The sequence below is a fragment of the Saccharopolyspora sp. MMCC62 genome, assembly GCF_057736575.1.
On record NZ_JBYKCM010000013.1, the window covers coordinates 76,446 to 91,608 of the forward strand.

The 15,163-nt window shown below is 74.7% G+C and carries 12 protein-coding genes and 1 pseudogene; 8 read left to right on the forward strand and 5 right to left on the reverse strand.

Annotated elements, in window-relative coordinates:
- Window positions 1–266 precede the first annotated feature (266 nt).
- Window positions 267–1,403, forward strand: coding sequence for a S1 family peptidase (locus AC29IT_RS25610; protein ID WP_358442944.1), 1,137 nt, complete (start codon window positions 267–269; stop codon window positions 1,401–1,403).
- A gap of 59 nt (window positions 1,404–1,462) precedes the next feature.
- Here the strand turns inward: AC29IT_RS25610 and AC29IT_RS25615 are convergent, their stop codons facing one another.
- Window positions 1,463–3,379, reverse strand: coding sequence for a Xaa-Pro dipeptidyl-peptidase (locus tag AC29IT_RS25615; RefSeq protein WP_488220411.1), 1,917 nt, complete (start codon window positions 3,377–3,379; stop codon window positions 1,463–1,465).
- 314 nt (window positions 3,380–3,693) lie between these two features.
- On the opposite strand from AC29IT_RS25615, the gene AC29IT_RS25620 reads away from it, so the two are divergent.
- From AC29IT_RS25620 to AC29IT_RS25630, 3 genes are all read left to right on the forward strand, one after another.
- The gene (locus tag AC29IT_RS25620; protein ID WP_358442942.1) at window positions 3,694–4,518 is read left to right on the forward strand and encodes a biotin--[acetyl-CoA-carboxylase] ligase; all 825 of its coding nucleotides are present in this window, start codon (window positions 3,694–3,696) and stop codon (window positions 4,516–4,518) included.
- Between the two features lie 89 nt (window positions 4,519–4,607).
- Complete coding sequence (locus AC29IT_RS25625; protein ID WP_488220370.1) at window positions 4,608–5,126, forward strand: PH domain-containing protein; 519 nt, start codon at window positions 4,608–4,610, stop codon at window positions 5,124–5,126.
- Window positions 5,123–6,076 (forward strand): hydroxymethylglutaryl-CoA lyase, encoded by a 954-nt coding sequence (locus tag AC29IT_RS25630; RefSeq protein WP_488220371.1) that lies wholly within the window; start codon window positions 5,123–5,125, stop codon window positions 6,074–6,076. The genes AC29IT_RS25625 and AC29IT_RS25630 overlap by 4 nt, the downstream gene beginning before the upstream one ends.
- Here AC29IT_RS25630 and AC29IT_RS25635 read toward each other — a convergent pair.
- Window positions 6,073–6,522 (reverse strand): MaoC family dehydratase, encoded by a 450-nt coding sequence (locus AC29IT_RS25635; RefSeq protein WP_358442934.1) that lies wholly within the window; start codon window positions 6,520–6,522, stop codon window positions 6,073–6,075. The genes AC29IT_RS25630 and AC29IT_RS25635 overlap by 4 nt on opposite strands.
- Before the next feature lie 264 nt (window positions 6,523–6,786).
- Between AC29IT_RS25635 and AC29IT_RS25640 the strand changes: the two genes are divergently transcribed.
- On the forward strand, window positions 6,787–8,457 hold the full coding sequence (locus AC29IT_RS25640) for a TNT domain-containing protein (protein ID WP_488220372.1): 1,671 nt from the start codon (window positions 6,787–6,789) through the stop codon (window positions 8,455–8,457).
- Complete coding sequence (locus AC29IT_RS25645; RefSeq protein ID WP_358442930.1) at window positions 8,454–8,786, forward strand: hypothetical protein; 333 nt, start codon at window positions 8,454–8,456, stop codon at window positions 8,784–8,786. Before AC29IT_RS25640 ends, AC29IT_RS25645 begins: the two co-directional genes overlap by 4 nt.
- 254 nt (window positions 8,787–9,040) lie before the next feature.
- Here the strand turns inward: AC29IT_RS25645 and hisN are convergent, their stop codons facing one another.
- Window positions 9,041–9,811: a histidinol-phosphatase gene (gene hisN, locus AC29IT_RS25650; RefSeq protein WP_358442963.1), complete on the reverse strand. Its 771-nt coding sequence runs from the start codon at window positions 9,809–9,811 to the stop codon at window positions 9,041–9,043.
- Window positions 9,812–9,937: 126 nt separating this feature from the next.
- On the opposite strand from hisN, the gene AC29IT_RS25655 reads away from it, so the two are divergent.
- Window positions 9,938–10,612 (forward strand): response regulator transcription factor, encoded by a 675-nt coding sequence (locus tag AC29IT_RS25655; protein WP_224961839.1) that lies wholly within the window; start codon window positions 9,938–9,940, stop codon window positions 10,610–10,612.
- A gap of 12 nt (window positions 10,613–10,624) precedes the next feature.
- Window positions 10,625–11,899, forward strand: a complete 1,275-nt coding sequence (locus AC29IT_RS25660; RefSeq protein WP_358442927.1) for an ATP-binding protein — start codon at window positions 10,625–10,627, stop codon at window positions 11,897–11,899.
- A gap of 23 nt (window positions 11,900–11,922) precedes the next feature.
- Here AC29IT_RS25660 and AC29IT_RS25665 read toward each other — a convergent pair.
- Window positions 11,923–12,432, reverse strand: a pseudogene (locus tag AC29IT_RS25665) (GtrA family protein); the annotation flags it as partial.
- Between the two features lie 84 nt (window positions 12,433–12,516).
- Window positions 12,517–14,949: a sigma-70 family RNA polymerase sigma factor gene (locus AC29IT_RS25670; RefSeq protein WP_488220373.1), complete on the reverse strand. Its 2,433-nt coding sequence runs from the start codon at window positions 14,947–14,949 to the stop codon at window positions 12,517–12,519.
- Window positions 14,950–15,163: the final 214 nt, after the last annotated feature.

Sequence of the window (15,163 nt, forward strand, 5' to 3'; positions counted from 1 at the left end):
CTGGTTCAGGTGGAAGATTCCTAATGTCCTTCTCGCGGACACCTCCGGCGACGGCCGGCCGAGACCGCGGGCGAGGGGCTCCTCTCGCCGGTTCCACCCCTTGGCAGTGGATCCACTCCTCTTCCCGGCCCGCGGGCCGGACACCGCTCTCCTCCAGCCCGGACGCCCCCTGTCCGGCTGGCCCCGCGCGTCCCGGAGCGCCGATCACGCCCGGCCGCGCTGCTCGCTCCATTCCGCAAGCACCGGATATCGAGGGAGATCGACAGATGAGCCGGAAGCGAACCCTTCGCCTGGCCAGCGCCGCGCTGCTCGTCGCGGGCACCGCGACCGCCGCGGTGAGCCCCGCGGTCGCGGCCACGCCGCTGGACCCCGACATGCTCGCCGCCGTGCAGCGCGACCTGGGCCTCACCGAGCAGCAGGCCCGCACCCGCCTCGCGCAGGAGGACACCGCCCGGCGGCTCGACGAGACGTTGAGCCGCTCGCTGGGCGACAGCTTCGGCGGCGCCCACTTCGACGCGGCGAGCGGTGCGCTCGTCGTCGGCGTCACCGACGCCGCGAAGCTCGCCGAAGTGGAGGACGCCGGGGCCACCGCCCGGCTGGTGCGGCACAGCAGCGCCGAGCTCGACGCCGCCGTCGCCGCCCTCGACCGCGCCGAGGCGTCCGCCCCGGCGTCCATCACCGGCTGGTACGTGGACGAACGGGCCAACACCGTCGTCGTCGACGTGCAGGCCGCGCTGCGCGACGCCGCCACCGACGGCTACCTCGCCGAGACCACCGGTGACGCGCCGGTGCGGGTCGACGAGGTCACCGAGGCGCCGCGCACGCTCTACGACCTCGTCGGCGGCGACGCCTTCTACATGGGCGGCGGGCGCTGCTCGGTCGGTTTCCCGGTGCGCAGCTCCAGCGGCGCGTCCGGCATGGTCACCGCCGGGCACTGCGGGACCGCGGGCACCTCGGCGTCCGGTTACAACCAGGCCGCGCTCGGTTCGTTCCAGGGATCGTCGTTCCCCGGCAACGACTACGCGTGGGTCTCGGCGAACGGCAACTGGACCCCGCGCGGGCTGGTGAACATGTACAACGGCAGCGGCCGCGCCGTGTCCGGGCACAGCGTCGCGCCGACCGGTTCGTCCGTCTGCCGGTCCGGGTCGACCACCGGCTGGCACTGCGGTTCGGTGCAGGCGCTGAACCAGACCGTCCGCTACGCGGAGGGCACGGTCAGCGGGCTCACCCAGACCAACGTGTGCGCGGAGCCCGGTGACTCCGGTGGGTCGTTCATCAGCGGGAACTCCGCCCAGGGCACGACTTCGGGCGGCTCCGGCAACTGCTCGTCCGGTGGCACCACGTACTTCCAGCCGGTCGGGGAAGCGCTCAGCGCCTACGGCCTGAGCCTCGTCACGAACTGATCCGGCAGGTGCACGGCCCGTTCGTCCGCGTACACCGGACGAACGGGCCGCTCACCAGATCAGGCGCCGTCGCGGTTGAGCAGCACCCGCGGCTCCGCCGGGAGGCGGTCCGGGCGGACGGTGGCCGTGCCGGTCGGGGTGCGGTCGAGGCCCGCGTCCCTTGCCGCGGCGTCCCCGCCGACGACCGGCAGCGACACCGAGGTGCCCGCCAGCCCCAGCTCGACGCGGCCCGGCTCGGCCGGTGGCCGGATGAACGCGGCGTCGGTCCCGCCGATGAGCAGGCCCAGCCGGTGCCCGGCGGGGAGCACGTGATCGGTGGTGGCCAGCCGGAACGTCATCTCGTACGGCGTGCCCGGCGTCAGCGGCGATTCCTGGGACAGCGACTCGTGGTTGGCCAGATCGGCCCAGCCGCGGGACAGCACCTGGTAGTCGACGTCGGTGGTGGTGGCCTCGGTGTCGCGGTAGCAGGCGTCGTCGCCGTCGCGGCTCTCGCCCCAGCAGGACTCCGAGTCCAGGGTGCGGATGCCTTCGCCCGCGCCGAGCGCGTCCCGCGTGGTGGCCGGGCCGTAGTCGACGAGCATCGCGGACAGGTGCGCGGTCGGCGTCGCGGGCGTCGCCGTCACCGAGATCGAACCGGTGCCCGCCAGCCGCAGGTCCTGCTCCAGCGGGGCGCTGGTGAACAGGGTGCGGGCCGAGGATGCCTGGTCGGGTTCGCGCGCCCAGTCGTACTCGTCCTGCGCCGGGTCGTCGGTGAACGCGGCGCGCGCGTCGGCCGGGGCCGGTTCGGCGGTGAGCCCGCCGAGCCCGTCGGTACCGCCCGGCACCGGGTGCAGGGTGGTCGCGGTCGCGGACTCGCCGGACCAGGAGGCCTCGTCGGACCACTCGTCCGGGGCGCGTTCGACGCTGGCGGCCGGTTCGGCGTCGATGCCGTTGTCCATGCCGAGCAGCTCGTGGTCGAACCAGCGCTGCAAGGTGTCCACCCACTCCTCGCGGCGGAAGTCGAACGGGTCGACGTGGCCGGTCTGGCTCAGCCACACCTTGCGCGGCACGTCGTTCGCGGCCAGCGCGTCCCACCACTGCCCGAACTGGACGGTCTTCACGTTGAGGTCGTTGAGGCCGTGCACGGCGAACACGCTGGCCCGCACGTTCGCGGCGTCGGCCACGTGGTCCCGCTCGGTCCACATGCCGGTGACGTCGCCGTTCGCGGGCGAGCCCTCGTCGAGCCGCCGCTTGGCGTCGGCGCACTCCGGGCGGCCGCCCTCCTCGACGGTCTCGGCGAGCCCGCTCGGGTCCGCGCCGAAGGACACGCCGTCGGAGCGGTAGTAGTCGTACCAGGAGCTGATCGCCCCGATCGGCACGATCGTGCGCAGCCCGTCCACCCCGGTCGCGGCGACCCCGTTGGCGATCGTCCCGTCGTAGGACTTGCCGATCATGCCGACGGCACCGGTGGACCAGCCCGCGTCGACCTCGGCGCCGCCGGTGGCCGCGTCGTAGCCCTTGGCGCGGCCGTTCAACCAGTCGATCACGGCCTTGGCCGAGCCCACGTCGGACGGCCCGCCCACGTCCACGCAGCCCTGCGAGCGGTTCGTGCCCGCCAGGTCCACCAGCACCGTCGCGTAACCGCGCGGCACGAAGTAGTTGTCGTAGAACAGCGGGAAGCCGACCGGCCGGCCCTCGTCGTCGTAGGTCTTGAGCTCGTTCTCGTTGCCGCGGCCGCAGCACGAGTAGTACGGGCTCGCATCCATGATCACCGGGACGGGCCCGTCGGCCCGCGGTCGCGCGATGTCCACCGCGACCCGGTCGGTGGCGCCGTCGCCGTCGCCGTCCAGGCCGGTGTCCACCCACGTGGTCTCGCGCACGGGTTCGGCGGCGAACACCGGCTCGCTGCGCGGTGCCGCGGCCGGGTCCGCTGCTGCTGGTGGCGGGGCCGCGACGGCGGGCGTGGCGGCCAGCGCGGGCAGCGCAGCGCAGAGCACGGCCGCCAGGGCGCGCCACCCGCGGATTCCGCGGTGCAGGGAACGGGAAGTCGGCACGGTCACCTCCGATGATCTCGCGGAACCCTAAGCGCCGAGATCAACGCCGTGCCACGGCCGAAAGTGTGGCGCCGCGAGGACCGTCCGGCGGGACGCCGCCCGGGTCCGCCGGAGGCCGGGTGGGCTCACCGGGAGGCACGTCGTCCCGCCGCCCGCCGCGGGCCGGGGTTCGGCCGGTCCTCTCGCGCGGTGCCGTTCGACGCGGCTGCGGCGCACTCCGCCGCGGCTCCACCGGTGTGCGCTCGTAACCTGGGGTCATGGTTGCTCTGCTCGACGCGGCGGAGCTGCGCAGGCGGCTCGTCGACGACGGTCCGTACGCGAAGCTCGACGTGGTCACCGTGACCGGCTCCACCAACACCGACCTGTCCGCGGCCGCCGCGGCCGGTGCGCCGGACCGCACCGTGCTGTTCGCCGAGGAGCAGCAGTCCGGGCGCGGCCGGATGCGGCGCACCTGGATCTCGCCGCGCGGCTACGGCCTGCACGTGAGCACCGTGCTGCGGCCGGGGCCGGTGCCGCAGGAGGCGCTGGGCTGGTTGCCGCTGCTGGCCGGGATCGCGCTCGCCGAGACGGTCCGCGACGCGTGCGGGGTGCCCGCCGCGCTGAAGTGGCCGAACGACCTGCTGCTCGGCGACGGCGACACCTGGCGCAAGGGCGCGGGCATCCTCGCCGAGGCCGTCAGCACCGCCGACGGGTTGGCGATCGTCGTCGGCATCGGCGTGAACGTGCACCACGGCCCCGGTGAGCTGCCCACCGGCGCGGGCGGGCTGCCCGCCACCTCGCTCGCCGAGCAGGGGGCGGACGTGGACCGGCAGGATTTCGCGGTGCGGCTGCTGACCGCGCTCGCCGCCGTCGACGACCTGTGGCGGGAGCACGGCGGCGACGTGCTGGCCAGCGGCCTGCTGGACCGCTACCAGCGGCTGTGCGGCACCGTCGGCCGGCAGGTCCGGGTGGAGCTCGGCGGGAACGACCTGCTGGGCACCGCCACCGGCGTCGACGCGGACGGCAGGCTGGTGGTGCGCGGCGCCGACGGCGCGGGAACCCCGGTCTCGGCGGGCGACGTGGTGCACCTGCGCCCGCGCTGAACCGCGGCTCGCCTGATCGAGGGACGCTCGGCGGGGTGGTCGGGCGGGTAGCGTGATCAGCGCCTGGTGATCGAGGGAGGGATTCTCCGGTGGCGTATCCGGACGGTTTGCTGAGCGAGGACGAGTACGTGGTGGTGCACACCCACCCGCACTGGAAGATGCTCGTCCTGCCGGTGGTGCTGTTCCTCGTGGTGGTCGGCGCCGGTTCGTACGCCGCCGCGCTGGCCGCCCCGCTGGCCTGGAACGTGCCGGTGTGGATCGCACTCGCCGCCGTCGGCGCGGTGCTGGTCATCTGGTGGACGCTGGCCCCGCTGATCCGCTGGCGCACCACCCACTTCGTGGTCACCTCGCGGCGGCTGATGGTCCGCGAGGGCGTGTTCACCCGCACCGGCGTGGACATCCCGATGTGGCGGATCAACAGCGTGCGGTTCAGCCACGGCCTGGTGGACCGGTTCTTCGGCTGCGGGACGCTGATCGTCGAGTCCGCCTCCGACGAGCCGCTGGAGTTCGACGACATCCCCAAGGTCGAGCGGGTGCACACCATGCTCTACCGCGAGGTCAACGACGAATCCGAGCACGACGACCAGGACCGGTGGGAGCGGGGATGAGCGCGCTGGAGGTCGGCCTGCCGGACCGGGTGCCGTCGCCGGAACCCGGAGAGCTGCCGGCCGCGGTCACCATCTGGGAGGTCGGGCCGCGCGACGGGCTGCAGAACGAGCAGGCCGTGGTGCCGGTCGAGGTGAAGCTGGAGTTCCTGCGCAGGCTCGCCGACGCCGGGCTGCGGATCGTGGAGACCACCAGCTTCGTCCGCCCGGAGTGGGTGCCGCAGCTGGCCGACGCAGCCGAGGTGCTCGCCGGGCTGGACCGGCGGGACGGCGTGCGCTACCCGGTGCTGGTGCCGAACGCCCGCGGCCTCGACCGGGCCCTCGACGCGGGGGTCGCCGACATCGCCGTGTTCGCCGCCGCCACCGAGTCGTTCACCCGCCGCAACCTCAACCGCGGGCTGGACGAGCAGTTCGCCATGTTCGAGCCGGTGGTGCGCCGCGCCACCGACGAGGGCCTCGCCGTGCGCGGGTACCTGTCGATGGTCTTCGGCGACCCGTGGGAAGGCCCGGTGCCGGTCGAGCAGGTCGTGGCGGCCGGGCGCAGGCTGCTGGAGATGGGCTGCGGGCAGCTCTCGCTCGGCGACACGATCGGCGTGGCGACGCCCGGCCAGGTGGAGTCGGTGCTGCGCGCGTTCACCGCGGCCGGGGTGCCGGTGGAGTCGCTGGCGGTGCACTTCCACGACACCTACGGGCAGGCGCTGGCCAACACCTGGACGGCCCTGCGGCACGGAGTGTCCACTGTGGATTCCTCGGCAGGCGGGCTGGGCGGCTGCCCCTACGCGAAGTCCGCCACCGGGAACCTCGCCACCGAAGACCTCGTGTGGATGCTGGACGGGCTCGGCGTCGACCACGGCGTGGACCTCGCGGCGCTCGCCGAGACCAGCGCCTGGATGGCCGAACGGCTCGGCCGCCCCAGCCCCTCCCGCGTGGTCAAGGCGCTGACCGGCGCCTAGGACTGCTCGCGGGTGCCGAACATGGCCAGGAACGTGAAGCGCATGATGCGGTCGGCATCGCGGTCCGCGGTACCGGTGATCTCCACCAGGCCCAGGTTCGGCCTGCTCTTCGACAGCCGCCTGCTGTTGACCGTCATGCCGAACCGGAGCTCGTCGTCCGGGAACACCGGCGCCGCCCAGGACAGCTCGTTGCCGCCGGGCGAACCCTGCGACGTGGAACCGGACAGCACGCCGTCCACGTAGGCCCGCATCCACAGCGACGAGGTGTACCAGCCCGACGCGCACAACCCGCCGAGCACCGACCGCGCCCCGGCCTCCTCGTCCAGGTGGAACGGCTGCGGGTCGAAGCGGCGCGCGAACTCCACCATCTCGTCCCGGTCGATCCGCACCGAACCCAGGTCGAACACCCGGCCCGGTTCGAGGTCCTCGTACGCGATCCCCACCATGCCCGGATCATCGCAGGCCGTCCCCGCCGGACGACGGGCGGTGCCCGGTCCGCCTCGGGTGCGGCAGGATCGACGTGGAACCATCGAACACCGGAGCGCGTCCCGGGGAGCGGGACGCGCCGACGCGTCCGCCGATGCCTCGACCGCGGAAGGGGGAGTGGCGGTGGCCACCGAAAGCCGCGCGCACGCCGAGGAGCTCGCCGCTCGACATCGGCGCCTGCGAGGACGGCCCGAACTCCCCGGAACGGCGAGGCGGAACCGGCTATGAGCGCAGACCACGACGACGCCCGGGACCACGACTCCCCGGCGCAGGACGAGCACGCGGGCTCCCGCGACCGCGCGCCGTGGCGCGGCGACGCCGAGCACACCGGTCCGGTCACGGTCGAGACGACCGGAACCGGCGGCGCCGCGAGCTGGGTCCCGGACGGGGTCGACCCCGCCTCGGTGACCGCGCCGCACCCGGTGCGCCAGGCCTGGTCCGCCACGACCGCTCGGCCGCAGAGCCCGGCGCGCGGCGAGCCGTTCGCCCGCGGCCCGCGGTCCGACGGGTTCCGCGCGCACCCCGGCCAGGCCGGTGGCTCCCACCCGGAGACCACCCGGCACGGGCAGCAGCCGGGCCGGCCGGGGCCCGCGCAGCAGGGCCAGGAGGCGCGCGCGGGACGGCCGGAGCAGCGGTCGCAGCAGGGCGGGCAGGCGCAGCACGGGCCCGCGCCGCAGCACGGCCAGAACCAGCAGGCGCCGCAAGGCCAGCAGGGCCAGCAGGGCAAGCAACCTCAGCAGGGCCAGCAAGCTCAACAAGGCCAGCAGGCCCAGCAAAACCAGCACGGGCAGCAAAACCAGCAGGGCCAGCAACACCAGCAAGGCCAGCAACACCAGCAAGGCCAGCAGGCTCGCCAGGGCCAGCAGGGCCAGCAGGCCCAGCAGAGTCGGCAACCCCGGCAGGGCCACCCGAACCACCGGCCCGATCAGCGAGGCCCGCAGCAACCCCAGCAGGGCAGGCGCGGCACCCCGCCGGACGGCGGTCACCGCCCGCACCAGCAAGGCGAGCCGGGCGCTCGGCAGGCCCGCCGACCCGCCGATCCCGTCCGCCCGCGCCAGGGCGACCGCAAGGAAGCGGTCGCGTTCATGCTCCACCAGTTCCCGATCGGCTACCTCCCGGTGGCCGCGGCCAGCGCCAGCCGCCAGCTGCCGATGCCCGCGGACGGCGTGGATCCGCTGGCCGGACGCCGGTTCCCGCCGCTCGACCACCCCCGTGCGGATCTCGTCGACGACCGGGACGCCCTCGCCAGGGCGCGCTCCGGCGAGCCGGTGGCCGATCCGGCCGACTCCGACGGGGTGGAGCGGCCCGCCGAGTTCGCCGTCGGGCACGACCCGCTCGCCGAGCTCAGCGAGCTCGAATGGGAACGCCGCTACACCGGGCCCGCCGGGCACCGCTGGCCCGCCGCCGAAGCGGTGCCGGAGGGCTGCGCGGACCCGGGCGAGCCGATCGTGCTGGAACCGGACGTGGTGCTCGACGCGCTCGGCTCCGACGCGGGCCGGGTCGCCGCGCCCGACGGCACCGCGTTCACCCGCCGCAGCCTGCCGCCGGAGTACCTGGAGCTGCCGTACCACCGGTACCGGGTGCTGCGGCCGCTGCCGGTGTGGCGGGCGGTGTCCGCACCGTGGTTCGCGGGCAGCGGCGGTGGCGTGCGCTACCGGCTCACGCACTCGCTGGCGGAACTGGTGGCGCTGGGCCACCTCGTGGAGCTCACCGCGGTCCGGGTCGCCGCCGAAGCGGGCACCCTGCGGCTGGATCCCGCGGTGATCGAGGCGGCCGACCGGGCGTCCCGGCGAGCGGCGGACGAGGACGCGGACCAGGACGGCACCACCGGCGACGCCGCACCGGAACCCCGCCGCACCGACCGGCCCGAGGCCACGGAGGAGATCGCGAAGTGAACACCGAATCGATGCTCGGCTGGCTCGCGGCGCTCGGGGTCCCCGCCGAGCTGGTGTCGATCGGGAGCGAGGCCGACCACACCTGGTGCCTCGTCCGCGAGGAGCTCGACGGCGCGGCGGGCTGGGAGGTGTTCTGGCGCGAGCAGGGCAACCGCTACGACTGGGCGCGGTTCAGCAGCGAGCAGGTCGCCTGCTTCTACCTGTTCGGCAGGCTCAGCTGGACGCAGGCGTTGCGCGGCGCCATTGGCCCCGTCGACCAGGAGCGCCCGCGCACCCCGCAGGCGCCCGCCGAGCCCGCGACCCCGCCGCACGGGACCCCGGCACCGTGACCGCCTGAACGTCGAACTCGGTTCGCGCAGTGCTCGGGTGGCGGAACCTCAGCGGTTCCCTCGCTGCGGGATCGATTTCTCAGGTACCGAGCCTGTGCGCAGCGACATCGCCGTCCTCGCGAGGGAACCGCTGAGAACCCGCCGGTGGTCGTTCCGCGTGCGTGGTCGGTGGCTCAGCGGCTCCGCCGCTGACCGGAAACCGACACGACCCGCCGGGCAGGTTCGACGACAGACGGTCAGCGGGTCCCGCGCGATCAGCGCCGCAGCAGGTCCAGCGCGGTCGCGTGCAGGTGGCCGTTGGTGCTCAGCGCCGAGCCGCCCTGGAAACCGCGCTGCCCGCCCAGATCGGTGAACTCGCCCCCGGCTTCGCGCACGATCACCTGCACCGCGGCCACGTCCCACGGGTTCACGATCGCCTCGGCCGCCACGTCGATGGCGCCCTCCGCGACCAGGCAGTGCTGCCAGAAGTCGCCGAACGCCCGGTTCTCCCAGCACGCGTCCACCAGCCGCAGGTATGACTCCCGCGAGTGGTGCTCCACCCAGCTGCCCAGGTGCGTGGTGGACAGGTAGGCGTCGGAGATCTCCCGCACCCCGGACACCGAGATCCGCTCGGCCGCGCCCCCGGAACCGGCCCACGCGCCGCGTCCCGCGGCCGCCCACCAGCGGCGGCCCAGCGCCGGTGCGCTGATCACGCCGACCGTCGGCGTGCCGTCCTCCACCAGCGCGATCAGCGTCGCCCAGGCGGGCACGCCGCGCAGGAAGTTCTTCGTGCCGTCGATGGGGTCCAGCACCCAGGTGCGGGCGGCGGTGACCTCGCCACCGCGCTCCTCGCCGGCGATCTCGTCGGCGGGGCGCTGCTCGGCGAGCACCGCGCGCACCCCGTCCTCCACGGCCAGGTCGGCATCGGTGACGGGAGTGCGGTCCGGCTTGCGGTCCACCGCGAGGTCCAGCGCGCGGAACCGGTCCGCGGTGATCCCGTCCGCGGTGTCCGCGAGGTGCAGGGCCAGGTCCAGGTCATCGGCGATCGTCACGGCCGCGACTCTACTTCCGCGCCCCGGGAAGCCCTGCCGAGGTGCGGCTACCAGATCGGTCGGGCGGGCCTAACCGCCTCGGAGCCGGACCTGATCATCTCGGACCTCTAGGGTGGAGGCGTGAGCGTAGTGCTGCTGGCCGAGGACGACCCAGCCATTGCTGTGCCGTTGTCGAGGGCATTGCAGCGGGAGGGCTACTCGGTCCGAGTCATCGACGACGGCCCTTCGGCGTTGCAGGAGGCGTCCTCCGGCGGAATCGACCTGATGGTGCTGGACCTCGGCCTGCCCGGGATGGACGGGCTGGAAGTGTGCAGGCGGCTGCGCGCGCAGGGCCGCGGCATCCCCGTGCTGATGCTCACCGCGCGCACCGACGAGGTGGACTTCGTGGTGGGCCTCGATGCGGGAGCCGACGACTACGTGGCGAAGCCGTTCCGGCTCGCGGAGCTGATGGCCCGCATCCGGGCGCTGCTGCGCCGCGGCTCCCCGGAGACGCTGGAGGCGTCCGGGGTGCGGCTGGAGTTGACCGCCCGCCGCGTCCTCGTCGACGAGCACGAGGTGGGGCTGGCGAACAAGGAGTTCGAGCTGCTGCGGGTGCTCATGCAGCACGCCGGCCAGGTCGTCACCCGCGAAGAGATCCTCGACGAGGTGTGGCCCGAAGCCAGCCGCAAGGGCAGCAAGACGCTGGACATGCACATCTCCTGGCTGCGCCGGAAGCTCGGCGACGGCAACGGCCGGGCCGACGAGCAGCGGATCGCGACGGTCCGCGGCGTCGGCTTCCGGTTCAACGCGGACTGACGGGGCGGCCCGGTGCACAGGCGGATCCTGGTCGCGACGCTGCTGGCGGTGGCGGTGACGGCGGTCGTGCTGGGCCTGCCGCTGGGCGTGACCGCGCTGAAGCTGGTGGAGGACTTCACCCGCACCGACCTGTCCACCCGCTCCCAGCAGATCGCGACCTCGCTGGACGAGCAGGTCGCGTCCCGCCACCCGATCGACGTGGAATCGGTGCTGCTGGCGGTGCCGCGGGACGCGCGGCTCGTCGTGCGCACCAGGGACCACGAGTACGTGTACGGCACCGACCCCGGCAAGTCGCCGCTGACCGAGAGCGTGCCGATGGTGCAGAGCGGCACGGTGACGCTGTCCGCGCCGAGCGCCCCGGTCCGCACCCAGCAGTTCCAGGTCGCGGGGCTGGTGCTGCTGCTGGTGGTGCTCTCCGCGGGCACCGGCATGGTGGTGGCGGGGCTGACCGCGCGGCGGCTGGCCGATCCGCTGCGGCACGTGGCGGCCCGCGCGGCCCGGCTCGGCGCCGGTGACTTCCGGGCCGATCCGCGGCGGCACGAGGTGCCCGAGCTGGACCGGGTCGCCGACGCGCTCGACGCCTCCGGGGCGGCGCTGTCCCAGCTGGTGCAGCGGGAGCGGGAACTCGTCGGGGACGTCTCGCACCAGCTGCGCAGCAGGCTCACCGCGCTGCAGCTGCGGCTGGAGGCGCTCTCCGACGTGCCCGACCCGGAGGTCGCCGAGGAGGCCACCGCGGCGCTGGAGCAGGCCGAACGGCTCTCCAGCGTGCTCGACGACCTGCTGGCCGCCGCGACCGCCGCCCGAGCCAGGGACGCCGAACCGCTCGACGTGTCCGAAGCGCTCGCCGAAGCCGCCGCCGAATGGCGCGAACCGCTGCGCAACCAGGGCCGGACGCTGCGCCAGCGGGTGCCGGACGGCCTGCTCGCCAGGGCCACGCCCGGCCGGTTGCGGGAGGCCATCGGGGTGCTGCTGGACAACGCGGTCCGCCACGGCAAGGGAACGGTGACGCTGACCGCGCGCAACGGCGGCGGCACCGTCGTCGTCGAGGTCGGCGACGCGGGGCCCGGGGTGCCGGACCAGCTGGTGCCCTACGTGTTCGAGCGCGGGTTCTCCGCGGGCGGCTCCACCGGGGTGGGCCTGGCCTTGGCGCGGGCGCTGGTGGAGGCCGACGGCGGGCGCCTGGAGCTCAGCAAGGCGCGGCCCGCGCTGTTCGAGATCTTCCTGCCGGTGGCGCGGGCCGACGACGTGCTCGGCGTGCCGTGGAAGATCGAGTCCCGGCCGCGCTGAGCAGGCTCCGGGGCCTCGTCCGGGTCTCCGCCGGGGGGCTCGTCGTCCGAGTCGTCGGCCGGGAACACCCACTTCCGGAACGCCCACCAGCGGAACACCATGCCCAGCACCAGTCCCACCACCTGCGCGGCGGTGAAGTCGGCGATCTCCTCGACGAACCTGCTGGTGTACGGCGTCTGCAGGTGCAGCGCGTACCGGGAGAACCACAGCGGCGCCACGTACAGCGCCACCCCGATGCCGCTGAACAGGAAGTACAGCGTGGCCTCGTGGTGGCGTTCCCGGCCGCCCCGGGTGCGGAACGACCACTCCCGGTTCAGCACGTAGGACACGATCGTCGCCACCAGCACCGCGATCACCTTCGCGGTGACCGGCTTCGGCACCAGGATCGTCAGCTTCAGCGCGTAGAAGATCGCCGAGTCGATGAAGAACGTGCTGGCGCCGACGATCGCGAACTTCACCAGTTCGCGATGGCGCACCGCGCGGTCCCGCAGCAGGCGCGGGACGCGGGCCAGCACGGCTTCCACGACGGACACCCCAACGATGTTAACCGCCCCGATCCGGGCGTCCGGACCTCGTGCGCCCGGGACGGTTCCGGGACCGGCCGGGGCGGTCCTCCATCAGCGCGGGAGCCACCACCACGGCGGTGGGGTGGCGGGCGGCAACAGCGGTTCGAGGATCGGCAGCCGCCGCTCGCTCGGGACCGGTTCCGCGGACTCCGGTGGCCGGGTCGGGTCGGACGGGTCCGGCGGCGCGGAGGTGCCCGGCTCGGTCGGCGTCGGGCTGGGCGTCGGTTCCGGGCTCGGCGCGGGGGTCGTGCTCGGCGGCCTCGGGAGGTCGGGCAGGCCCGGCACGTCGGGCGGACCGGGCATCTCCGGCCCACCCGGTTCACCGGGCTCGTCGGGACGGCCGGGCACGTCCGGCAGGCCGGGCACATCCGGGAAGTCGGGCACGTCGGGGAAGCCGGGCAGGCCCGGCACCTCCGGCAACCAGCACGGCCGCTCCGCGCCGTCCAGCGGGCGCAGCGGCCACAGCGGCGGCAGCGGGCAGTCCGGCTCCGGCCGCGGCTGCCACGGGAACCAGAGCAGGGTGGTCACCGCGGCGCTGTCGCTCGCGGTGCCCAGCCGGGCGTGCACCGGGATGGTCACGCGGCGGTCCTCGCCGTCCGAGCCGTCGCGCGGCTCCACCGGCAGCCCGGCCAGCCACAGGTGGCCCCGGTAGGACTCGCCGGGATCCAGTTCCGCCGAGCAGCGCAGCCGGTCGTCCGTCGGCAGCACGTCGCATTCCGGCGGGATGCCCACCGCGTGCGAACCGGCGGGCAGCTCGGTGACCGCCTCGGCCCGGCCCCGGGTCACGCCGGTGTTGCGCACGTCCAGGTTCAGCCGCAGCGGCGGGCCCGCCGGGATCTGCTCCCCGAGCAGCAGGTCGTGCACCGGGCGCGGCGCCGCCTGCACCGACACGTCCACTCCGTCCCCGGAGCGCATCCGCACCTGGATGCGGGACAGCGGCAGGTCCAGGTCGGTGCCCGCCACGATGCGCGCCCCGATCTCGCCGCCGATGGCGGCCGCCCCGGCGGCCACGTGCAGGTCGAAGGTCAGCTGCTCACCCGGTTCGAGGCCCCGTTCCGAGGAGCACTGCAGCCCGCCGCCCCAGCTCTGGCAGCGCACCCCCGGACTCCCGGCGGCCCGCGCGGTCCCGGCGGCCTGCGCGGTGCGGGCGGACGCGGGCGCGGTGCCCGCGGGGCCCGACGGCTGCTGGGAGGTCGACCCGGGGATCTCGGCGGAGACGTGCGGCGGCAGCGACAGGATCGCGGTCACCGGATCGGACGGCCCGGTGCCGTCGTTGCGGACCGTGATCGGCAGGCTCGCCGGATCGCCGCCCGGCACCAGCGTCAACGGGTCCGTCGGGCCGTGCGCGTCCAGCTTCGGCGCGGGAGCGGGCGGGGCGGGCGCGGGCGCCGGGGCGGGGGCCTGCGGCGCGGGCCGCTGCGGAGCCTGCGGGCTCGGCGCGGGCGGGTTCGGTGCCGGTGGCGGCGCGACCGCGGGCTCCGGCGCGGGCGGGGGCGCGGACGCCGACGGCAGCGGCGCCGTGCCCGACGTCAGGGCCAGCGCCAGTGCCAGGCACAGCGCGGCGGAGGCGGCGACCCCGGACACCGCCTGGCGCGGCACCGAACTCGCCGCACCCGTCGCCGAACCGGCGCTCGCGCCCGCCGACGCGGCCGCCGCCGTCGCCGTGGCACCTCCGCCGGAGAGCAGGTAGGCCGCGGCACCGGTACCGATCACCAGCGGTGCGATCACCGCGCGCAGGCCGCCGTTGACGTCGGCGAGCTCAGCCGCCAGCCCGCGGCACCGGTCGCAGCCGTCGAGGTGGTTGTCCACCTGCGCGGTCTCCCGCTTCGACAGCCCGCCGCGGGTCCACGCGCCCAGCCGGTCGGCCGCCGCCCGGCAGGAGGCGATCCCCGGTTCGTCGTCGGACAGCGAACTCAGGTGCACCTGCAGGTACGCCTGGCGCAGGCCTTCCCGCGCCCGGTACGCCAGCGCCGACACCCCGTTCGGGGTGAGCCCTAACAGCGGCCCGACCTGGGCGGGCGTCTCGCCCTCCACCTCGATGTGCCACAGCACGGTCTTCCAGCGCTCCGGCAGCCGCGCGAACGCCCGCGCCGCCAGCGACCGCTCCAGCCCGGCGACCGCGGTGTCGGTGAACGGCACGCTCGCCTCGGCGCCGGAGACCTCGGTGACGTCCTCGGCCAGCTGCAGCTTCCGGTCCCGGCGCGTCCGGTCGTAGGCGACGTGGCGCAGCGCCGTCAGCAGGTAGGCGCGGAACGCGGTCGTCGGGCCGCGGCCGCCGCGCAACGTGGCGAGCACCTTCGCGAACGCCTCGGACACCAGGTCGTCGGCCTCGGCCTGGGATCTGGAGACCTGCCGGGCCATGTTCTGCGCGGCGGCGACGTGGCGTTCGTAGAGCGTCCCGTAGGCCTCCGTCGAACCGTGCCGGACGGCCTCGATCAGTTCGCCGTCGCTGGGGCCCTGCGCTTCGGCCGGGGCTGTGGCCACGCCGCACCTTCCTCTGTGTGGTCCGCTGTCCGGGGTGTGCCGTTGGTCGGGATCCGGGGTCCCGGGGTTCCGGCGCGACCGACCGACCGGGTGCGTCCGGATGCCGCCGATCGGAGCAGATCCGCTTCATGGAACCATCCGCGCGATCGCCAGTCGATCCGCCAACGTGATGCGAATTCGCGTCGAACACCATTGTGATCGACGACTCCCCGCG

Excerpts from the sequence above, each read along its gene's own strand:
- AC29IT_RS25640 (WP_488220372.1), top strand. The coding sequence starts at position 6,787 with ATGAGCGCAGACCACGACGACGCCCGGGACCACGACTCCCCGGCGCAG.
- AC29IT_RS25620 (WP_358442942.1), top strand. The coding sequence starts at position 3,694 with ATGGTTGCTCTGCTCGACGCGGCGGAGCTGCGCAGGCGGCTCGTCGAC.
- AC29IT_RS25610 (WP_358442944.1), top strand. The coding sequence starts at position 267 with ATGAGCCGGAAGCGAACCCTTCGCCTGGCCAGCGCCGCGCTGCTCGTC.
- AC29IT_RS25630 (WP_488220371.1), top strand. The coding sequence starts at position 5,123 with ATGAGCGCGCTGGAGGTCGGCCTGCCGGACCGGGTGCCGTCGCCGGAA.
- AC29IT_RS25635 (WP_358442934.1), bottom strand. The coding sequence starts at position 6,522 with ATGGTGGGGATCGCGTACGAGGACCTCGAACCGGGCCGGGTGTTCGAC.